At 62.4% G+C, this 21137-nt stretch carries 20 protein-coding genes; 5 read left to right on the top strand and 15 right to left on the bottom strand.

Features of this window, described 5'->3' with window-relative positions; genetic code table 11:
• Window positions 1–2: 2 nt before the first annotated feature.
• From fabI to P3T40_RS27590, 6 genes are all read right to left on the bottom strand, one after another.
• The gene (gene fabI / locus P3T40_RS27615; RefSeq protein ID WP_429270882.1) at window positions 3–770 is read right to left on the bottom strand and encodes an enoyl-ACP reductase FabI; all 768 of its coding nucleotides are present in this window, start codon (window positions 768–770) and stop codon (window positions 3–5) included.
• Window positions 767–1864 (bottom strand): acyl-protein synthetase, encoded by a 1098-nt coding sequence (locus P3T40_RS27610; protein WP_429270881.1) that lies wholly within the window; start codon window positions 1862–1864, stop codon window positions 767–769. Before P3T40_RS27610 ends, fabI begins: the two co-directional genes overlap by 4 nt.
• Window positions 1865–1895: 31 nt before the next feature.
• On the bottom strand, window positions 1896–2135 hold the full coding sequence (locus tag P3T40_RS27605) for an acyl carrier protein (RefSeq protein ID WP_429270880.1): 240 nt from the start codon (window positions 2133–2135) through the stop codon (window positions 1896–1898).
• 41 nt (window positions 2136–2176) lie between these two features.
• Window positions 2177–2440, bottom strand: a complete 264-nt coding sequence (locus P3T40_RS27600) for a MoaD/ThiS family protein (RefSeq protein ID WP_429270879.1) — start codon at window positions 2438–2440, stop codon at window positions 2177–2179.
• Between the two features lie 40 nt (window positions 2441–2480).
• On the bottom strand, window positions 2481–5027 hold the full coding sequence (gene aceB / locus P3T40_RS27595) for a malate synthase A (RefSeq protein WP_429270878.1): 2547 nt from the start codon (window positions 5025–5027) through the stop codon (window positions 2481–2483).
• Between the two features lie 522 nt (window positions 5028–5549).
• Window positions 5550–5948 carry a hypothetical protein gene (locus P3T40_RS27590; protein ID WP_429270877.1) on the bottom strand — a complete coding sequence of 133 codons (399 nt, stop codon included), beginning with the start codon at window positions 5946–5948 and terminating at the stop codon, window positions 5550–5552.
• 289 nt (window positions 5949–6237) lie between these two features.
• Here P3T40_RS27590 and P3T40_RS27585 point away from each other — a divergent pair, with 289 nt between their 5' ends.
• Genes P3T40_RS27585 through P3T40_RS27575 form a run of 3 tightly spaced genes read left to right on the top strand, consistent with a single transcriptional unit; the run spans window position 6238 to window position 10293 of the window.
• The gene (locus P3T40_RS27585) at window positions 6238–6693 is read left to right on the top strand and encodes a (2Fe-2S)-binding protein (protein WP_429270876.1); all 456 of its coding nucleotides are present in this window, start codon (window positions 6238–6240) and stop codon (window positions 6691–6693) included.
• A 1-nt stretch (window position 6694) separates the two neighbouring features.
• Entirely contained in the window at window positions 6695–8986 is a 2292-nt protein-coding gene (locus P3T40_RS27580; protein ID WP_429270875.1) for a molybdopterin cofactor-binding domain-containing protein, read from the top strand.
• 14 nt (window positions 8987–9000) lie between these two features.
• The gene (locus P3T40_RS27575; RefSeq protein ID WP_429270874.1) at window positions 9001–10293 is read left to right on the top strand and encodes a cytochrome c; all 1293 of its coding nucleotides are present in this window, start codon (window positions 9001–9003) and stop codon (window positions 10291–10293) included.
• Window positions 10294–10297: 4 nt separating this feature from the next.
• Here the strand turns inward: P3T40_RS27575 and P3T40_RS27570 are convergent, their stop codons facing one another.
• From P3T40_RS27570 to P3T40_RS27540, 7 genes are all read right to left on the bottom strand, one after another.
• Window positions 10298–10954, bottom strand: a complete 657-nt coding sequence (locus P3T40_RS27570; RefSeq protein ID WP_429270873.1) for an amino acid ABC transporter permease — start codon at window positions 10952–10954, stop codon at window positions 10298–10300.
• A 2-nt stretch (window positions 10955–10956) separates the two neighbouring features.
• On the bottom strand, window positions 10957–11700 hold the full coding sequence (locus tag P3T40_RS27565) for an amino acid ABC transporter permease (RefSeq protein ID WP_429270872.1): 744 nt from the start codon (window positions 11698–11700) through the stop codon (window positions 10957–10959).
• 70 nt (window positions 11701–11770) lie between these two features.
• Window positions 11771–12607, bottom strand: coding sequence for a transporter substrate-binding domain-containing protein (locus P3T40_RS27560; RefSeq protein ID WP_429270871.1), 837 nt, complete (start codon window positions 12605–12607; stop codon window positions 11771–11773).
• A gap of 74 nt (window positions 12608–12681) precedes the next feature.
• Window positions 12682–13755, bottom strand: coding sequence for an ABC transporter ATP-binding protein (locus P3T40_RS27555; RefSeq protein WP_429270870.1), 1074 nt, complete (start codon window positions 13753–13755; stop codon window positions 12682–12684).
• A 70-nt stretch (window positions 13756–13825) separates the two neighbouring features.
• Window positions 13826–14695 carry an ABC transporter permease gene (locus tag P3T40_RS27550; RefSeq protein WP_429270869.1) on the bottom strand — a complete coding sequence of 290 codons (870 nt, stop codon included), beginning with the start codon at window positions 14693–14695 and terminating at the stop codon, window positions 13826–13828.
• Window positions 14692–15687, bottom strand: coding sequence for an ABC transporter permease (locus P3T40_RS27545; RefSeq protein ID WP_429270868.1), 996 nt, complete (start codon window positions 15685–15687; stop codon window positions 14692–14694). Before P3T40_RS27545 ends, P3T40_RS27550 begins: the two co-directional genes overlap by 4 nt.
• Entirely contained in the window at window positions 15684–16778 is a 1095-nt protein-coding gene (locus tag P3T40_RS27540; RefSeq protein ID WP_429270867.1) for an ABC transporter substrate-binding protein, read from the bottom strand. Before P3T40_RS27540 ends, P3T40_RS27545 begins: the two co-directional genes overlap by 4 nt.
• 500 nt (window positions 16779–17278) lie before the next feature.
• On the opposite strand from P3T40_RS27540, the gene P3T40_RS27535 reads away from it, so the two are divergent.
• Window positions 17279–18154 (top strand): LysR substrate-binding domain-containing protein, encoded by an 876-nt coding sequence (locus P3T40_RS27535; protein ID WP_429270866.1) that lies wholly within the window; start codon window positions 17279–17281, stop codon window positions 18152–18154.
• A gap of 19 nt (window positions 18155–18173) precedes the next feature.
• On the opposite strand, the gene P3T40_RS27530 is transcribed toward P3T40_RS27535, so the two are convergent.
• The gene (locus P3T40_RS27530) at window positions 18174–19256 is read right to left on the bottom strand and encodes a calcium:proton antiporter (protein ID WP_429270865.1); all 1083 of its coding nucleotides are present in this window, start codon (window positions 19254–19256) and stop codon (window positions 18174–18176) included.
• A 207-nt stretch (window positions 19257–19463) separates the two neighbouring features.
• Between P3T40_RS27530 and P3T40_RS27525 the strand changes: the two genes are divergently transcribed.
• Window positions 19464–20618: an acyl-CoA dehydrogenase family protein gene (locus P3T40_RS27525; RefSeq protein WP_429270864.1), complete on the top strand. Its 1155-nt coding sequence runs from the start codon at window positions 19464–19466 to the stop codon at window positions 20616–20618.
• Window positions 20619–20677: 59 nt separating this feature from the next.
• On the opposite strand, the gene P3T40_RS27520 is transcribed toward P3T40_RS27525, so the two are convergent.
• On the bottom strand, window positions 20678–21034 hold the full coding sequence (locus tag P3T40_RS27520; protein ID WP_429270863.1) for a BON domain-containing protein: 357 nt from the start codon (window positions 21032–21034) through the stop codon (window positions 20678–20680).
• Between the last annotated feature and the right edge of the window lie 103 nt (window positions 21035–21137).

Below are 21137 nucleotides of genomic sequence, written 5' to 3'. Positions count from 1 at the left end.
CGTCAGGCGCCTACTGCGTGGAAGCCGCCATCGGCATGCACGATTTCGCCGGTGGTGGCAGGAAACCAGTCGGACAGCAGCGCCACGCAGGCCCGCGCGACGCCGCTCGCATCCGCCGGATTCCAGCCCAGCGGCGCCCGGCCTTGCCATGCGGCGACGATGTCGTCGAAGCGCGGCTCGCCGTGAGCGGCAACGGTGCGCAGAGGACCGGCCGCGATCAGGTTGGCGCGTATCCCGCGGGCGCCCAGATCGCGCGCCAGATACCGCATACTCGATTCCAGTCCGGCTTTTGCCACGCCCATCCAGTCGTAGCCGGACCAGGTGAGCGACGCGTCGAAATCCAGCCCAACGATCGCGCCGCCCCGGTCCATCAAGGGCAGTACGGCTGCGACCAGCGCTTGCAGGGAGTACGCCGACACCTGCAAGGTCGTCGCGACGTCGGCCCACGTCGCGGCCAGAAAGTCGCCGCAGATAGCGGCTGGCGGCGCATAGGCGATCGAATGCAGGACACCGTCGAGCCGCGGCATATAGAGGCGTATGCGCTCGGCCAGTGTGGCGAGTTGCCCGGCTTGCGTGACGTCGAGTTCGATGACCGGCGGCGGGTGTGGCAGCCGTCTGGCGGTGTGTTCGACCATATGGACGCGGCCGTGGCCGGTCAGCACGATTTGCGCACCTTGCTCCTGTGCCAGTTTGGCGACCGCAAAGGCGATCGAAGCATGATTGATGACGCCCGTAATCAGCAGGCGCTTGCCTTCGAGCAGGCCGCTCATGGCTGGGCTCCGTCGCCACGCTCGCTTAGCGCTGCTGTCAGGGCCTCTGGCAGCGTTTCAGGCCGTGTATCCGCGCACCCGCGAGGTTCCGCGCGTGCGAGCCTGCCTAGTACTGCGAAGCGTTTGCCGGGCCACTCGCCGTCGTCGATCCCGAGTATCACGCCCCTGTCTTCGGTCAGCAGCACGTGACCGGGATGGGCGCGCGGCGCGGCGCTCAGCACCTCGATGACGCCCGGCGTGCCAATGGCCGCTTCTTCCCAGGTGTGCGGATCGCGCACGATCACGTCGGCGAAGTCCGGACAATAAAGGCCATCACCTGAGGCCGATTCGACATGAATCGTGCCGCCTTGCTCGACCATGCCGTAGAAGTTGTGACATCGGAAGAGGCCCGTTGCGTCGCGAAAGCGGGTGCGGAATTCCTGCGGGGACACGGCCTTGTCAGCGAGCTTTTTCCATCCTCCTGTGTGCAGCAACAACGCATGACTCAGGTCGAAGGCGCGCACCTGCGCCAACGCGAAGAACTGTGTCCAGACCAACGACGTGAAACCGAACACCAGGAAAGTCGCGTGACCGTGGCGTTGCAGGAAACGCTCGACTGCGTCCGCATCGATGCGTTGTTCGCTGTTGAGCGCGAAGATGTGTTCGCGTCCAACGTTCATCACACCAAGCACCGTTGCGCCGCGGATCGACGAGCGCTCCTCGCGGACCGCCGAGGGCGAGTCGATAATCAGCAGCGGCAGACGCCGTGGACCAGTCAGCTTTTCGAGCGTCGCGGTGAGCAGGAGACGCTGGCGGTCGGCCGCGTCCCGGTCCAGCGCGATCCGGCTGAAGCCCGTGCCCGTGGTGCCTGAAGAGGTGAGTTCGGCCACCGGTTCACTGCGAGTGCTGATGAGGGGATGTTCCTTGAATAGTCGCACGGGCAGCCAGGGCAGTTCTTCGAGTTGCGAATAGCGCCGCGCCGGGCCGTGTCCGATTGCATCCAGCACGCGTGCGTAGGCCGGGCAAGCGCTGCGATGATGATCGACCAGTCCGATCAGGCGTGGCAGTAGCGCGGCCTCGTGCACCGCCTGGTTGGGTTGCAAAGCATGATTCATGATGGCGTCCGGAAGCGCTTGCGCGGCGGGCTTAATCTGCTGCGCCGAGATCGCGGAGCAGGTGCGCGGCAGCCTCGAAGGTGTCCATCTTCAAGGCCTGCTCGGTTTTGATCTCAACGTGGAATTCGTCTTCGATCGCCGAGATCAGCAACACGGCGCCGAGCGAATCCCAACCCGGCGTCTCCTGATAACGCAGCGCTGAGTCAGGCAGCCGGGCATCGAGTTCCAGCACCGTATCGAATACCGACCGCAGTCTTGTGTCGAGCGACATCGCAGATCCTCCTTGGGTGGGTCCTCGCATCAGCCGGCTCTTCAACCGCCGGCGATGGCCGTCATGATCTCGACGGCATCTTCCGCCGCGAGCGGGCGAGCCAGATCGCTGCGCACCACTTCGTTATTGATCGCGAGACGCAGCGTCCTGCGCAAGCTGCCGTCCGGCTGGGTCAGCAAGCCTTTCAGGTCGGGGTAATCAGAGAAGAGCACGCCAAAGGCGGCCGCAAGGGTGCCGGTTTCATAGTCGATCCGGCGGCGGTAGCCCACATACCTGAGCAACGAGCCGGAAAACAGGAAGGTCATGATTCGCTCCTTGTTTTAGGGGTTCCATGGAGTTCCAGGGTTATGCCGCGGCGAACACTTCGATCGCGTCACCGGCAGAGTCACCCGAGGCGGTCAGCAGTTGATGAACGAAGTGGATTTCCTTGCCCATCCGGTAAGCCCGGGTCAGGACCTGACCGCGGTCGAACAACATGTAGGGGCGGCGCAAGCCAATGCTGATCCGCTCGATCCGCTTGCTGAGGCCGGCGACGAGCTCCGGCTGCTTCGACATGAGTTCGAAGACCATGGCCTCCCGGCTTTCGCCGATGTAGTCGCACACGTGCTCGGAATACCACTGGTCGGCCACTTCGCAGGCGTGGCGATAGACGACAAACTCGTGCCGCGATTCGGCGATGACCTCTGCGTCAGCCGGTACGCGCGAGGCGCCGCGATTCAGCAATACCGGCCGCTCGTCGATTTCGCCGGAGGTGTCCAGCAGGCAGTCGACCAGCTCCGACGGCACGCGTCCCGGCGCGGCGGCGAGCGTGTCCGGCGAATCGATCCGCACGCACACTTCCTGCAGGTGGATGCGTGCCACGGGCGCGCCGTGCTCGGTCGCGAGCAGCACGTCGACGTCCTGCAGGCTATGGAAACGCCGCGGGTTCCAGGTTCTTACTGCGGTCGTGACGTTGAGCGACTGGCAGTCATAGAAGGTCGCTGGCTGCAGATACTCGATCTCAAGACCGATCGGCACGAAACCGGTTGCGTGATCGCGAATGAGTGCTGCATGTGACACGGCGTGCTCGACCAGCCATGCCGACCAGCCCAGGAAGCCGAATGAAAACGCGACGCGCGGCTTCAACTGCAAATGCGTGAACATGCCGCTGCTGCAGGGGATCGTAAAGCGGGTTTGCCGAACCGCTTTGACGACGGCGGCGGCCGGTCGGCCTGCTGTGTTTGTCGTGCTCGATACTGTCGCTACCGGGACCACCTCATGCGTGGCTGACGACATCCGGTTCAAACGGACGTAGCCCGGGAGCGTCAGGAAATCCGGGAAGTCTTCGTGCATGGCGACCTCTTCGAACAGGGCTTTGGCCTGTTCGAAGGCGTGCGCTGAGCGGTCTCCGGCCGAGCCGGCACGGCATGTTTCGATTTCCTCAATAAGCATGGCGCGCACCAGTTCGCGGGTCACACGGCGGCCGTCGTGCAGGCGTGTGCCATGGTGCAGCCACTGCCAGATTTGCGAGCGGGCAATCTCGGCGGTCGCAACCCCCTCCATCAGCCCGAACAGCCTGACCGATCCGCTGCCGCGCAACCACGCTTCCAGATAGCGGATCGAGACCGCGATGTTGGAACGCAAGCCGTATTCGGTGACCGGGGCATCGATGCGGTCCGCAGCCGCGAGCAGCGCGGCCGTAATTTCGCGTCCACCGCCTGGCGGCTCGATTTGATGTGCGCGGCCGATGAGTACCCGATCGAAAGCGGCGTGACAGACCGGCACCAGGTCCGGGTGAACTACCCAGGTGCCGTCGAAACCTTCGACGGCCTCGCGCTCCTTGTCGCGCCGGACCGCCTCGATGGCACGGGCGCGCGCCTCGGCGTCGTGCCGGTCGGGAATCTGCGTGGAGACGCCGCCCAGCGCATGCGCGCCGCGTCGATGACAGGTGCGGATCAGGAGCTCCGTATAGGCGCGCATGAAGGGCAGGTCCATCGTCAGTTCGGAGCGGTCGGGCAGAACGAAGTCAGGCCGATGTCTGAACTCCCTGGCAATACTGAACAGATAATCCCAACGACCTGCCGTCAGACCGGCTGCATGCGGGCCGAGCGCGTGCAGAATCTCGTCCATTTCATACACAGCATTGATGTGTTCGACGATCACCGTTGCGCGGATGCTGCCGCGCGGAATATCAAACCAGTCCTCGGAGAATTCGAACACGTCGTTCCAGAGCTTCGCCTCGAGGTGGTTCTCCAGTTTGGGCAGGTAAAAGTAGGGGCCGCTGCCGCGCGCTATTTGCTGGCGGGCGCAATGAAAGAAGTACAGGCCGAAATCGACCAGGCTGGCTGCAGCCGCCTCGCCGTCGATCAGCAGATGCGCCTCCGGCATATGCCAACCACGTGGGCGGACCACGATCGCGGTAGTGCGGTCTTCGAGACGATACAGCTTGCCCAGCGGATCGACGTAAGTGATATTGCCGGCAACCGCGTCGCGCAGGTTACGCTGGCTCGCCAGCACGTTGCGCCAGGTGGGCGACAAGGCGTCTTCGAGGTCGGCCACCCAGACTTGCGCGTGAGCGTTGAGCGCGTTGATGACAATCTTTCGTTTGTCGGCCGGACCGGCAATTTCCACTCGCCGGTCAAGGAGGTCTTTCGGCGGAGCAGGAACGCGCCAGTCCGGGTTGTTGCGAATGCCTTCTGTGGCACTCAGGAAGTCGAAGGATTCGCCGCGCTGCCGACCACGAGCATATTGTTGACGGGATTGAAGAATATGCCGGCGCTGTTGCGTAAATTCACAATTTAATGCGGCGACAAATTCCACTGCTTCTGCAGAGAGAACATCTGGAAACTGCTGTGCCGCTTCGCTTTCAATAACGCAAGCCGCGTGAGTTTGAGTAACCAAGCTGAACTCCACAAAAAAGTTCGCGTGTCCGTTTCCACTGTGGCCTTTACGCAAGGTAAAAAGCTGCTCGTCCGGCCTTGTTGCGGCAGGGATCTCTGACCAACCAGTCGCTATTCATTCAGTGTGATCTACAAACGAAGTTATGCACTTTCCCGATGCTAAGGTTTGTTTTTGCATGCGAACACCTGTTCACAATGAACAGGTCACTGAGGCATCGCTAAATTCCTTTTCAATATATGTATATCTAACTTTTGGTAAATTCAAGTCCATAAAAAAGGGGCGGTCTGACTGAGCTTTATTAAGTTAGCTAACCGATATCTCAATTTCTAAATATCATTGAATCGAAATTATTATTTTGAGTGCAGAAATGATTTTTACTGATGCAAAAGGCATCTGAATGATTTAAGGCGGAGTGAGGCGGGGAGATGGAAGAGATATGGAAAGGAGACGGTGGGCGGCAATGCTGCGCCGCCCGCCGCCCGCCGCCCGCCGCCCGCCGCTTGCCGCTTGCCGCTTACCGCTTACCGCTTGCGCTTACTTCGCCTCAAGCGTGCGCAGCACCTGCGAAACCCGCCCATGCTCATGCAGGATCTCCGGGCTCGCCTGCAACAGCGGCAGGTAACGTGGCAGAAACACATTGTTAGGCAGGTCAGACGAAAACAGGCCAGCCACTGCTTCGACTGCGCCGATCCTGTCCACCTCAGTGGCCTTCTTGTCGTCGAGGGTTTCGTCGACGTCGGCGATCACCGTGGAGAGCGGCGAGAGCCAGCGGAACCCCGAACCGTTGATCAACACCTGCAGGAACGCCGCCGGCGTCGCCGGGCCGAATTCCTTTTCATAGGCAGCGCGTTCGTGATCGAGAATCGCCTTGTGCAAGGCCAGCAGTGGCCGGCGAACCTCGGACAGGAATTGGATGGCTTGCTGTTCGGTCATAGCTCAACTCCTGAGGGATGGATACAAGGGCATGCTAACAAAATTGCCCCACAGACACAGGGGAACACGTTAGCGACAAACTTTTTAATCCGAAGCTACAATTTGTTCGCCTCACACTTCATGCCGCTGGCTCGTCACGGCCCCGGCATTTGTCGTTTACTCGAACAGCGTGACAGCATCACCGCACATTAGACCGGCCTGCCGAATAAATTCGGCGAAGCCAACTAGTTTAGTTCGACGTCGTTGTACAAACCGCACAAATAAACAATAACCCGCAATCGGAGTCCCGATGACAACGCTCAACATCAACGGTCAGACCCACACCGTCGACGCGCCGCCCGACATGCCCTTGCTGTGGGTCTTGCGTGACCTGGTCGGCCTGACAGGCACGAAGTTCGGCTGCGGCATTGCCCAGTGCGGCGCCTGCACGGTGCATCTGGATGGGGCGGCCGTGCGCTCGTGCGTCTTGCCGGTGGCGGCCGTCGGTGACAAGAAGATCACCACCATCGAAGCGGTAGGCGAGACCCCCGCCGGCAAGAAGGTGCAGCAGGCCTGGCGGCAGATCGACGTGGTGCAGTGCGGTTACTGTCAGTCCGGACAGGTCATGTCCGCGGCCTCGCTGCTCTCGCAGAACCCCAATCCCACCGATGCGGATATCGACGCCGCCATGGCCGGCAACATTTGCCGCTGTGGCACCTATAACCGCATTCGCGCGGCGATCAAGCAAGCGGCAAAGGAGGCCTGACATGTCGCAAGGATTGATCGATGCGCAAGCCGGCGCCAAGGCGGACGCCGCCCCGGACATCGACCCGGCTATAGCTAACCCGCGCTTCTCACGCCGCACGTTTCTGAAGTTTAGCGCCACCGTGGGTGCTGCGGCGGGCGGCGGCCTGCTGCTCGGTTTCAGCTTGCCTGCCGTAAGCCAGGGGCAGGGCCAAGACCAGGAGCAGGCGCCGTCCGGTAAATCGGTGATCGGCGGGGACGCGAGCGAACCCGGCCCGTCTGGCGTGTTCGCACCGAATGCGTTCGTCCAGATCGATAACACGGGCAAGGTCACGCTGGTGATTCCGAAGGTCGAGATGGGGCAGGGCGTCTATACATCCATCCCGATGCTGATCGCAGAAGAACTCGAGGTGCCGCTCGACATGGTCACGCTCGACCATGCGCCGCCGAACGAGCAACTATTCAAGGATCCGCTGCTCGGTGGTCAGTTGACCGGCGGCTCAACCTCCATCCGTTACGCATGGGATCCGATGCGCAAGGCCGGGGCAACGGCCCGCGTGCTGCTCATCAACGCCGCGGCGCAGCAGTGGCAGGTCGATCCGGCAAGCTGCCACGCGCAGGCGGGACAGGTCATTCATGCAGCGAGTAATCGCAGCATCGGCTACGGTCAATTGGTCGACGCCGCGGCGAAGTTGCCGGCGCCGCAGAATGTGCCGCTAAAGGATCCGAAGGACTTCAAGATCATCGGCACCTCGGTCAAGCGGCTCGATTCGCCGGAGAAGGTGGATGGCACGGCCATATTCGGCCTCGACGTGCGGGTCCCGGACATGGTCTACGCGGCCATCGCGACGTGTCCGGTGTTTGGTGGCACGCTTGGCAGCGTCGACGACACCAACGCGAAGAGGATCCCCGGCGTGCGCCAGGTCGTCAAGGCGGACAATGCGGTCGCCGTGATCGGCGACCACACGTGGGCCGCCAAGCGCGGCCTCGCGGCGCTCGTGATCACCTGGAACGAAGGCGCAGGTGCGAATCTCTCGATGAAGCAGATCGTTGACGATCTCGCCTCGGCAGCGGACCACGGCAACGGTGCCGTGGCGCGCAAGGACGGCGATGTGTCGAAGGGCTTCTCAGACGCCAAGACGCGCATCGACGCCGTGTATCAGCAACCGTTCCTCGCTCACGCCACCATGGAACCGGTCAACTGCACCGTGCATGTACGCCCCGACGGTTGCGATATCTGGCTGGGCACGCAGGTCCCGACGCGCATCGTCGACACCGCCGTGAAAGTCACCGGTCTGCCGGCGGAGAAGATCACGGTGCACAACCATCTGCTCGGCGGCGGCTTTGGGCGCAAGCTGGAGTTCGACATGGCGACCCAGGCGCTGAAGATCGGCAAGCAGGTGAACACGCCGGTCAAGGTGTTCTGGACGCGCGAGGAAGATATCCAGCACGACATGTACCGGCCGTACTACTACGACAAGATCTCCGCCGGGCTCGACGCAAACGGCAAACCGATTGCGTGGCAGCACCGCATTGTCGGTTCGTCGATTCTGGCGCGCTTTGCGCCGCCCGCGTTCCAGCATGGAATCGATCCGGACGCGGTGGAAGTGGCGTCTGACCTTCCGTACGACCTGCCGAACCAGCTCATCGACTACGTGCGTCAGGAACCGCGCACAGTGCCAACTGCGTTCTGGCGCGGCGTCGGTCCGACGCGCAGCACCTTCGTGGTGGAGAGCTTCATCGACGAACTCGCCGCGCAAGCCAAGGCGGACCCGGTGAAATACCGGCGCGACCTGCTCGGCAAGACGCCTCGCGCGCTGAACGTGCTCGACACCGCGACCCAGGCGGCCGGTTGGGGCAGCACGACTTTGCCGAAGGGGCAAGGCCGCGGCGTCTCGGTGATGCATGCGTTCGGCAGCTTCTTTTCGATGGTCGCGGACGTGACCGTCGATCAGGGCGAGGTGACGGTAAACCGCGTGGTGTGCGCGGTCGATTGCGGCATGACGGTCAATCCGAACACCATTGAGGCGCAGGTGCAGGGCGGGATCATCTTCGGCATCACGGCGGCGCTGTACAGCGAGATCACGATCAAGGACGGTCGCGTCGAGCAGAACAACTTCACCGATTACCGGATGCTGCGGATCGACCAGACGCCGACCATCGACGTGCATATCGTGAAGAGCACCGAGGCGCCGGGTGGGATCGGCGAGCCGGGCACGGCCGCCCTGGCGGCGGCTCTGGCGAACGCGATCTACGCCGCGACCGGCAAACGCCTTCGGCAGTTGCCGGTCGGCAGCCAACTGCAAACCGCCTGACCGAGAGGCCGATCATGATCAAGACACTGAAGGTTTTCGGCGCGGCGCTGGGTTACACGCTGGGTCTGGCGCTGCCGTTTGCGATGCAGTCACCCGCGCATGCTGCGGATGACGCATTGGTGCAGCGCGGCGCCTATCTGGCGAAACTCGGCGATTGCGTGGCGTGCCATTCGGCGCCGAAAGGCAAGCCATTCGCAGGCGGTTTGCCGATGTTGACGCCCATGGGCAAGATCTACAGCACCAATATCACGCCCGATCCCGACACCGGGATTGGCCGTTATGCCGAGGAAGATTTTGCCCGGGCGTTGCGCGAGGGCGTGGCGAAGGACGGTCACAACCTGTATCCGGCGATGCCGTATCCGTCGTACGCGAAGGTCAAGGACGACGATGTGAAAGCGCTGTACGCGTTCTTCATGAGCGGCGTGGCGCCGGTGCAGCAGGCTAACCGGAAGTCCGATATTCCATGGCCGCTCAACATGCGCTGGCCGTTGGCGCTGTGGAACGTGGTGTTCCTGGAGAAGGGCGTATATCAGGACAAATCGGGCAAGGACGTGGCCTGGAACCGCGGCGCTTATATCATCCAGGGGCTCGGACACTGCGGCTCATGTCACACCCCGCGCGGCATCGCGTTCCAGGAGAAAGCGTTGGACGAGAGCGGCAGCGCGTATCTGACGGGTGGGCCGCTCGACGGCTGGTTTGCCGCCAACCTGACCCAGGAGCATAACGTGGGGCTCGGGCGCTGGTCGGAGGCGGATCTTGCAGCGTTCCTGAAGACTGGCGCGAATGCACACGCGTCGGCGTTCGGCTCGATGACCAGCGTGATCAACAACAGCACGCAGGCCACGAACGACACGGATATCGCCGCGATGTCGAGCTATCTGAAATCGTTGCCGGCCGCGGGCGGGACGGGCGCTCCGCCGTATTCGTATGATGCACAGGCGACCAAGGTATCACTGACGCGTCCGGCGAACGATGCCGGCGCACGTGTCTATACGGAGTACTGCATGCATTGTCACGGGGTGGATGGCCGAGGCTTTGCGCCGATGCTGGCGCCGCTCGCGGGCAATCCGAATGTGCTGGAGCACGATGCGTCGTCGCTGATCAACGTCACGTTGAACGGCACCGACGATCTGGTGATTCAGGGCATTCCTGCGCCGTATCCGATGCCGAAATACGCGCCGGTGCTGAACGACAAGCAGATCGCCGATGTGCTGACGTTCGTGCGGGCCGGATGGAATAACGGCGCGCCGGCGGTGACGGTGGATGAAGTGGCGAAGCTGAGGAAATCGACTCAGGCGGCGCGGTAGGGGTTCACCGATGCTGCCCCACCTTCTGCCGTTTCTCTAACGCACGCGCATACCAGGTGAGTGGAAAACACATCGCGAAGTAGATCAGCGCGACCATCCCATAGATCGGAAACGGCCGGAACGCCGCGTTGGTAATCATCGTTCCAGTCTTGGTCAGTTCGGTGAAGCCGATGATCGACGTCAGCGCCGTGCTTTTCACCACCTGTACCAGAAACCCGACCGTCGGCGCAACGGCGATTTTCTTGGCTTGAGGCCACACGATGTAGCGCAACTGCTGGCTGAATGCCATGCCGAGACTCGCGCCCGCCGCCCACTGTCCGCGCGGCACGGCCTCCACGCAACCACGCCAGATATCGACGAGATAGGCACTGGTGTAAAGCGTCAAGGTGACGGTGGCCGCCGTCCACGGCGAGACGTCTACGCCTAACAGCGGCAAACCGAAGAAAGCCAGAAACAGTTGCATCAGCAACGGCGTACCCTGGAACAGTTCCACGTATACCGACACCACGCGCCGTAACCACGGCAGCGGCGAGACGCGCATCGCGAGAAGCACAAGCCCCACCAGTCCGCCGCACACGAATGCGATCAGCGAAAGCAGCACGGTCCAGCGCGCGGCGAGCAACAGATTGCGGGCGATATCCCACAGCGTGAATTCGACCATGATCAGCGCTCCGTGGTGATGGTGCGGGCGCCGCACCATGCGAGCAGGAGCCGCCAGCCGCGCGGTTCGTCAGGCCGGTGCGGCATGCGGCCGGCAAACAGGCCACGCCCCAGCCAGTTGAGCAATTGCCTCAACACAATCGAGAGCACCAGATAGGTCACCGTGATGATCACGTAGCTTTCGAACGAGCGGAAGTTGCGCGACTGGATGAAGTTCGCCGCGTAAGTCAGGTCCGGCACGGAGATTTGCGACACCACGGCCGAGCCGAGCATCACGATCAGCACCTGGCTCAGCAACGACGGAAACACGTTCGCCAGCGCCTGCGGCAACACGACGTAGCGGAACACCTGCCGCCCGTGCAGGCCGAGCGCCTGCGCCGCCTGGACCTGGCCGCGCGAAATCGACTCGATGCCGGCGCGCACGATCTCGATCGCGTAGGCGCCGAGATTGACTGTCATCGCCAGAATCGCGGCCTGCACCTCGTCGATATGAATGCCGAGGCTAGGCAAGCCGAAGAACACAAAGAACAACTGCACGATGAATGGCGTATTGCGGATCAGCTCGACATACGCCGCAACCACCGTGCGCGCCCAACGCGGTCCGGCCACGGCGACGCTGGCGCCGCCAATGCCCACGAGTCCGCCCAGCACGGTGGACACCGCGGTGAGCCCCAAGGTGACGGCTGTACCGCGTGCAAGCATGCCGACGTAGATGCCGAAGCCGCTGAAATCGAACGCATAACTCATGACATGCCGCTCATCGTGAATCGGACTCCATCCGGTAACCGGTCAATCCGGTTGATCCGGACATAAAAAGTTATAGATCGGCCGGCAGCGGCGCGCGCAGCCATTTCTTCGAAATCGTGTTCAGCGTGCCGTCCTTGCGGGCGCGGGCAATCGTTTCGTCGATTTTCTGCTTCAGGCGCGGCTCGTTCTTGTTCAGGCCGACGTGATCGGGCGAGCTGAACAGCGCGAACTTCTGCTCGGGATCGTTGGCGGGATGACGCGCGAGGATCGTCGCTCCCACGTCGTTGCCGACCACCATCAACTGTACCTGACCAGAAAGAAATGCCGAAATTGCGCCGTTAGGATCGTCGAATCTTTTGATGGTCGCGCTCGGCGGCGCGATCTTGGTGACGCTCAGATCTTCCAGCGTACCGCGCGCCACAGAAATGGTCTTGCCGGCGAGGTCGCCGGCGTTCTTGACGGGTAAATTCTTCGGACCAAAGACCGCCAGATAGTACGGCGCATACGGCTGCGAAAAATCGATGACCTTCTCGCGTTCGGGCGTCTCGCCGACCGAAAGCAGTAGGTCGGCCTTGTGGTCGGCGAGGTAGGCCATGCGGTTGTCGCCCGTCACCTGGACCAGTTCGACCTTCGCGTTCAGTGCCTTGCCGATCAGGTTGGCGACGTCGATGTCATAACCTTCCGGCTTCATGTCCGGGCCAATGGAGCCGAACGGCGGGTAGTCTTCAAACACGCCGATCCGCACGACGCCGGACTTGGCGATCGAATCCAGCGCGTCGGCATGGGCGGCAGGAGCCACGAAAGCCGATAGTGCGGCGACGCCGGCGAACGCCAGCGTGGTGGCGAATGTCGCGAGGATGCGCTGGGCACGCCCGGCGCGCAGAGCAGATGATTCGGATGTGGTCATGGTCGTTCCTCTGTCGAAAACGTGGGTATCAACTTATATAGGTCAACGCGGTACGAACTCGGTAGGCGGCGCCTTTAGTGCGGTACGCGAGCCGCGATCAGTTTGCACGCGTGAGGTGGCAACTCCGCGAACACCGGCATGCCTAGCACAAGGCCTGGCGTTTCGCGCGGCGTGGTGGCGGCGGTCAACGTGAAGCCGGCGCAATCGATGGTCGCTTCGAGCGAGGCGCCGACGTCGCGGATGAAGGTGACCGTGCCGCTTAGCCGGTTCTGGCCGGCATCGGCCGAGGTGGTCCTGACGCAGACATCTTCCGGGCGGATCAACAGACGAATGTCCGACGCGGACTCCGGCGCGCGCGCAGACTGTGAGACGAGGATCTGCTGGCCGCCCGGCAGGTTCACGCCGCCCTGACCATCGTAAGTCACGGGCAGGATATTGCCGAGGCCGATGAAGTCCGCGACGAACTCGTTGACCGGATCGCGATAAATATCCAACGGCTTGCCCACCTGCGCAATCCGGCCTTTCTCCATGACGACGATTTCATCGGCCATGGTCATGGCTTCGCGCTGGTCGTGCGTGACCATGATCGTCGTGATGCCGAGACGCTGTTGCAGCAGGCGGATTTCCACCTGCATGGCCTCGCGCAGTTTGGCGTCGAGCGCGGAAAGCGGTTCATCGAGTAACAGCAGTTTCGGCGACGATGCGATCGCGCGGGCAATCGCCACGCGTTGCCGTTGGCCACCGGAGAGTTGCGTCACCGGCCGGTTCGCCATATGCGGCAACTGGATCAGTTCGAGCAGTTCCGTGACACGCTGGCTTTGTGCAGCCTTGGCCGTCTTGCGCAGGCGCAGCGGATAGGCGATGTTCTGCGCCACCGTCATATGCGGAAACAGCGCGAGCGACTGGAACACCATGCCGAAATCGCGTTGGTTAGCGGGCAAGTGTGTAATGTCGCGGCCGGCAAAGTTCACGCTGCCGGAAGTGGGCGTCTCCAACCCGGCGATCATGCGCAATAACGTGGTCTTGCCGCAACCGGACGGGCCCAGGAAGCAGACCAGCTTGCCGTCCGGCACGCTCAGATCGACGTGGTCGACGGCATAGGCGGCATTAAAGCGCTTGGTCACGGCCTGCAATGTCAGATGAGTCATGAGGGGCTCCCGCTAGGCCACAATCGCAAAGGGATCAAAACAGCAACGCACGAGGTAACAAGGCACGGCATCAAAGCGCAACGCCCTCATCGCCAATCAGTTTTTCGAGCAGCCAGATCAGCGCGAAATCGATCGCGACGATGAAGACTGCGAACGAAAAAACCGTCGGATCAAGCGACGACACCGTCCGGCTGTAGAGCCAGACGGGCAGCGTCATCGTGTTGATGCCGTAGAGGAAAAACGTCACCGTGAATTCGTTGAACGAGATGATGAACGCGAACAGCATGCCGGCCAGAATGCCGGGGCGCATCAACGGCAAGACGACGTCGATGAGCGCTCGGCGCGGGCTCGCCCCCATTACGCAGGCGGCTTCCTCGAACTCCGGTCCGATCGAGGCGACCGACGCGGCGCAGTTCTTCACCGTGAACGGTAGCGCCAGAATCACGTGCGCAATGATCAGACGGAACACGCCGAGTTCGACCGGTAACGCGTTGAACACGAGCAGCAGCGAGAGCCCAAGCATCACCAGCGGATAGACGAGCGGCAACGCCACCAGCTGTTCGACCGCCGGCTTGCCGCGAAACCGGTAGCGGCTCAGCGCATAGGCAGCGGGCACGGAGACGAGCGTGGCGATGATCATCGTCGAGACGGCGACGATCAGGCTGGTGGTGAGCGCGCTGCCCATCGACAGCACATCGCTCGAGTCGGGCGCGACAAAGCTATGCCACGCAGCGCGATACCACTGCAGGCTGTAGCTGGGCGGCGGGAATTCGAGCGTGTCCGAGGCGCTGAACGACATGGTGATCATCGTCAGGATCGGCAGCGCGGCGAGGAACAGGACGACAGCGGCGAGCAGCGCCGCTGGCTTGCCGAGCCGGCCGGGCATGGTGGTCGGCAGGCGCAGCGTGCGCAGCCGGTTGGGGAGGGCGGGCGTGCTCATGCGGACGGTTCCTCGGGATCGAGACGTTGGGTGCGCCGCACGAGACTCTGCGAGAGCGCCATGACCGTCAGCGTGGCGACCATCAACACCACACCGGAGGCCGATGCGGCCGGCCAGTTCAGCAACGGTGCAACCTGGTCATGTACCAGCACGGCGAGCATCGGCACGCGGCGCCCACCGAGCAGTAACGGCACGGCGAACGCGCTGGCGTTATAGGCGAACACCAGCAACGCACCGGAGACGAGACCGGGCATCGCCAGCGGCAGCATCACATGGCGCATGATCTGCCAGCGGGTGGCGCCCAGCGTGGCAGCTGCCTCTTCATAGGAGCGCGACACCGCGCGCATGGCGCTCGACATCGGCAGCACGGCGAGCGGGAACGCCGTCTGGATCAGCCCAAGCAGCACACCGTGCTCGCGGTACAGCCACAACACGGGACGCTCGATCAGGCCGCTTGCGAGCAGCGCATGATTGAGCAAACCGGCCGGTCCGAGAATCACCAGCCAGCCGTAGCCTTGCAGCAACAGATTGACGAGCAGCGGCAGCAGGACGCCCGCCAGCAGCAGGCGCCGCGCGAGCCGCGACTCGGTGCGCGCCATTGCCAGCGCAACCGGGATGGCCAGCAGCACCGCGCAGACCATGCTTTGAAACGCCAGCTTCAAGGTGATCCAGAGGGACTTCATGAAGTAGCTATCGGCCAGGTCCTCGTAATTCTGTAGCGTGAAGCCGTGCCACTCGCTGCCCTGGGTGCCGAAGCTCATCCGCAGCACCACGAGGGCCGCTGCCGCGAGCACGGCGAGGAACACGAGGATCGGTGCCAGCAGCAGCCACGGCCGCGCCTTCGCCCATGCGGCGCCAGGCACAGCCAAAGCCGGCTCGTCGGGAGCACCATCGGCGCCATCGGTGCCCGAGGCTCCCGGTGCATCCGCTATGCCGGACACACCTGAGGTCCGGGAAGCGCGCCGCGAAGAGGGCGCCGGCATCGTGGTCATGCCGAGAAGAGCTCGGTATAGCGCTTGATCCAGGCCGCTTGCACCGCAGCCAACGCCTTGTCGTCATGGAGGACGGCCTTTTCCGCGATCTGCTTCGGGCTTGGTACGAACGCGCGGCTTTCGGCCGGGATTACAGCCTTCGAATTGACAGGGCCGTTCAGTACATCGGCGGCCATGCGGCCTTGCACGCCGGCATCGAGCGAGTGATTGATGAAGGCGTGAATCAGATCGCTGTCGCCCGGATGCGACTTCGGGATCACCGTGAACATCAACTGGGTGGCGAAGCCTTCCTTCATGCCGTAGGTCACGCCCATCTTGTACTCGGGCTTGCGAATCTGGTCGGGGAAGAAAGCCGGCGAATAGATGCCGCCGATATCGAGCGAACCGGTGCGGAACAGATCGGCTACCTGGTTCGGGTTCTCGCCGAGCGTCATCACTCGCTCTTTCAGTTCTGCGAGCTTCTTGAAGCCCGGGTCGATGTTCTGCTGCGAGCCGCCCGACATTTTCGCGGCGATGATCGCAAGGTCGACCGCTTCGGCCCATTCCGGCGGCGGCAGGAACAGGCGGCCGGCGTACTTCGGATCCCAAAGGGCTTCGTACGATGCCGGGGCGGTTTTGACGGTCGAGGTGTTGTAGATCAGGCCATCGGACCACAGCAGATAGCCGACGCCGAAGCCGTCCGCCCCGGTGCGGTATTGCGGCGCGACGTCCTTCAGGTTCGGCAGCTTGTCGAGATCGGGTTTGACCAGCAGACCCGCATCGCCCAGGCCCGAGGCGCCCACGCCCGCGAGCGTGATGACGTCGTAGGTCGGGCGGTCGCCGGCGGCCTTGACCTTGGCGACCATGCCGGAGGTGCCGTCGGCGCGGTCGGCGATCACCTTGGCGCCGGTTTTGGCGGTGAAGGTCGCGGCGATATTGCGTAGGGCCGCGGCGCCCGTATCGTCGGACCAGGTCAAAAGACGCAATGTCTTGCCGGAGAAGTTCTGCTCCTGCGCCCTCAGATTGACGAACGGCATCGGCAGCGTCGAAGCCGCCAGCGCAGCGCCGAGCGCCTTGATGGCTTGCCGTCTGCCATGTTTGATGTTCTGCATGAGCGTTTCTCCCTGGTTGAACAGAGCAACTTTTCGCGCGAGTCATGCCGTGCGAACGCGTTGCGGGTGGATGCACTGTAGGTTTGCCAAAATCACCTAACAAACGAAATCTCTGCATGGACGCCATGACGTAGGCTCATGCGCGAAGCGGCAAGCGCTTGGCGTGAGGGTGCGCTGGAGCGGTCCGAATCCCCGAGCGGGCGTGAGGTCCGGGTTTACGTCCAGAGCGCGACGCTCGTAAGCTGAAACGCGAGGTATGAGGAAAGCTCAAATGTGGTGCGATCGGCGACGTGCTTGCCCTGTTCCAGTGCATTGACAATCTGAGAGGAGCGATCGAAGGACGGTTCAGGCGTCACTGCATGAGCACAGCGCATGCGGCTTGCGGGCGAAAAGAGACGCGAAGTTTTTTTGATCGCTTATGCTGAGGGGCTCACTGAGGGTGAGCGGCCCGTCGGCTGCATGCCCTCGCAATGCATTTTTCTGATACCCGGACCAGCCTCATGCGACGACTCCCCCCGCTCAACGCGCTGCAGATCTTCGAGACCGTTGCGCGGCACCGCAGCTTCACGCGTGCGGCCGATCATCTCTGCCTCACGCAAGGCGCGGTTAGCCGGCAAATTCTCGCGCTTGAGGACTACTACAAGTTTCCGCTGTTTAAACGCCAGGCGAAGGGCCTCACGCTCACGGCGGAAGGCGAATTGCTGCTGCCGGCGGTGAAGGAGAGCTTCGCGCGGATCGAGGAGATCTCGCTGCGCCTCACGCGCCAGCGAACCGATCTGGCATTGAAGGTGCCGACCTGCGTGATGCGCTGGATGCTACCGAAAATCATGCAATTTCAGGCCGAGTATCCGGACCTGCACGTGCAGATCACCACCACCTGGCAGCACGATGTCGACTTCCAGATCGAGCCGTTCGATGCCGCGATCATCTACGGCTCGTCGCCGGGCGCCGACGTACAGGCGGTGCCGCTCTTCGAAGAGCGCCTGACGCCGGTCTGCGCGCCGGAACTGCTCAACGATAAACCGCTCGATAGCGTCGCCGATCTGGCGCGCCACACCCTGCTGCATCCGACCCGCGACCATCGCGACTGGAAGATGTGGCTCGATCACGTCGAGGCACGTGATATCGACGCCGGTCACGGCCCGAGCTTCGACACGCTCGATCTGGCGACCAACGCGGCTTTACAGGGCTTTGGCGTCGCGATCAGCGACCTTGCGCTGATCGACGAGGACGTGGCCGCGAAGCGGCTGGTAAGACCGTTCGATACGGTATTGATGACGGGGTGGCGCTATTACTTCGTCTATCCGGATTGCGTCGCGCATCAGCAGAAGGTCAATCTGTTCCGTGAGTGGATTACGGAACATTGGACCGAGTGAAGGTGAACTGTGCGCCACCTCACGGTGCAAACGACAGAAACAGATACGCCGCAAACAGCGACAGGTGCACGGCCCCTTGCAGAATCGTTGTGCGTCCCGTACTCAGTGTGAGGGTGCCAACTACCAAGGTCAGCATCAGCATGACCATTTCCTTGCCGTTGATGCCGAGCACGAGCGGCTGACCCGTCCACAGAAATACCGCGGCTACTGTGGGAATCGTCAGACCAATACTGGCGAGTGCCGAACCGAGCGCCAGATTCAAGCTGTTCTGCAAACGGTCGGCACGCGCCGCCCGAATCGCAGCCAGACCTTCGGGCAACAACACCAGCGCCGCGATCACAATGCCCACCACCGCAGGCGGCGCGCCGATATTCTGCACGGCCGTTTCGACCGTGGGCGAGAGCAGTTTGGCGAGTAGCACCACAGCCACCAGGCACACCAGCAGCAGCAAGCCGCTCAGCAGCGCCTGCATGACACTTGGCGGTTCGGCATGAACGCTTTCGTCGGGCGTGGCGGCGAGAAAATAGTCGCGATGGCGCACCGTCTGCACGAACACAAACACGCCGTACAGCACCAGAGACGAGACGCCCGCAAACGCCAGTTGCGACGATGACAGCAACGGACCCTCACGGGTGGTGGTGAAATTCGGCATCACCAGCGTCAACACCGACAACGAGGCGAGCACGGCGAGCGTTGCGGCGGCGCCGCGCGCCTGAAAGTCCTGTTCGCGATGGCGGATGCCGCCCACCAGCAGACAGATGCCCACGATGCCGTTACATACGATCATCACCGCGGCGAACACGGTATCGCGCGCAAGGCCGGCTTTCTCGGGGCCAGACGTGAGCATCACCGAAACGATCAGTGCGACCTCGATCACCGTGACGGCTACCGCCAGCACCAGCGTGCCGAACGGTTCGCCGACCCGGTGTGCGACCACCTCTGCATGATGCACGGCGGCGAACACAGCGGCGGCCAGCGCGACGCCAACCAATGCCAGCAGGACACCATGTCCCGGCAGTGCATAAGCGGCGCCCAGAATGATCCAGGCGGCGATGGGCGAGCCAATGGTCCAGTGAGGCAGCACAGGCGATGTTGTCGTCATCCGGTCGTTCCTTGTTTTTAATGCTTATGGTGTGAGAGTGAGGCGTGCCGACGCTAAGGAATGTCTGGCCGAATCATTCTGAAAAGCCTCTGCCCATTGCATCCGCAGCATGGATGCAACTTGATGCAATGAATCAGGAATACGCGCTAGTACATTAAACTATAACGAATATGTACCCATAGCGAACGCGAGTTTGAAGGAGACGTTGTGATTCGAAGCCAGGAAACCCTGAATCTGTTGCTCGACAGCATTATCCGTTTCGTCCGTGAACGTCTGGTGCCGAATGAGGAAATCGTCGCTGAAACCGATCAGATTCCCGCTGCCTTATTGCAGGAAATGAAGGACCTCGGTTTGTTCGGCTTATGTTTGCCGGAAGAGTACGGCGGCCTCGGCCTGACCATGGAAGAGGAAGTGCTGGCGGCCATGGAACTCGGCAAGACCTCACCGGCGTTTCGCTCGGCAATCGGCAGCAACAACGGGATCGGCTCGACGGGTATCGTCATTGACGGTACGTCCGCGCAAAAAGAGAAGTATTTGCCGCGGCTTGCATCGGGCGAACTGATCGGCTCGTTTTGCCTGACTGAGCCGGAAGCCGGTTCCGATGCCGCTTCGCTTAGAACGACCGCCGTGCGTGACGGTGATCATTATGTGCTGAACGGCACCAAGCGCTTCATCACGAACGCGCCGGAGGCGGGCCTCTTCACCGTGATGGCGCGCACCGATCCCACCGCGAAAGGCGCTGGTGCGATCTCCGCGTTCGTCGTAGAAGCAGGTACGACGGGACTGTCGCTCGGCAAGATCGACCGCAAGATGGGCCAGAAGGGCGCCCATACCTGCGACGTGATCTTCGACAACTGCCGCGTGCCGGTGGCGAATCTGATCGGCGAAAAAGAGGGGGTCGGCTTCAAGACGGCCATGAAAGTGCTCGACAAGGGCCGCCTGCATATCGCCGCCGTTGCGACGGGGGCGGCCGAACGCATGCTGGCGGACGCGCTGCGCTACGCCATGGAGCGCAAGCAGTTCGGCAAGCCGATCGTCGAATTCGAATTGATCCAGGCCATGCTGGCCGATAGCCAGGCGGAGATTTACGCGTCGCGCTGCATGATCGTCGATGCGGCGCGCCGCCGCGATGCGGGCGAGCGGGTCACGAACGAAGCCTCATGCGCGAAGATGTTCGCGACGGAAATGTGCGGACGCGTGGCGGATCGTGCGGTGCAGATCTTCGGCGGCGCGGGCTATATGAGCGAGTATGGGATCGAGCGGTTCTACCGTGACGTGCGCCTCTTCCGCATTTACGAAGGGACGACGCAGATCCAGCAGATTGTGATTGCGCGTGAAATGCAGCGCAGTTTCGAAGGCTGATTGTTTGATGAAGTGGGCACAACCCTTGGTGATCCAGGGTTGCGCCCGGCCTGATGCGCTTACTGGCCGATCGCGCGGATCGTCAGGTCGTTCTTCACCGAGGTTACGCCCGGTACGCTTTGAGCGGCTTGCGTGGCCGGATCGACTTGCGATTGATCAGGCACCGAGCCTTCCAACGTCACTGCGCCGCCACGTGCACGGACAATGATATTGGCGACGTCCACACCCTTCGTCCTCGACAGGGTCTTACGCACGGCGCGTTGCAGGGCGCGGTTAGATGCCTTGGTCGACTTGGCGCTCGGAGCGGCTGACATGGCGCCGGATGCGGCTGCGTCGCTGCTTTGTGCATAGGCGTTGAGGGATGCCATGACGATGAGCGCGCCACCGATGACCTTGATTGCCTGGAATGCTTTCATTTTCAAGTTTCTCCTGTTGTCATGATTCGTCACGATTCCGGAGGGAACCGCAGGATTGCACCAACGGGTACTTCGGGATCAAAGCTGGGTGAAACGTTGCTGC

Origin of the sequence: Paraburkholderia sp. EB58 (assembly GCF_050436665.1) — a bacterium.
Taxonomy (GTDB): Bacteria; Pseudomonadota; Gammaproteobacteria; order Burkholderiales; family Burkholderiaceae; genus Paraburkholderia.
Note: the sequence above shows the minus strand (reverse complement) of the source record. Positions and strands in the feature narration are given on the sequence as shown.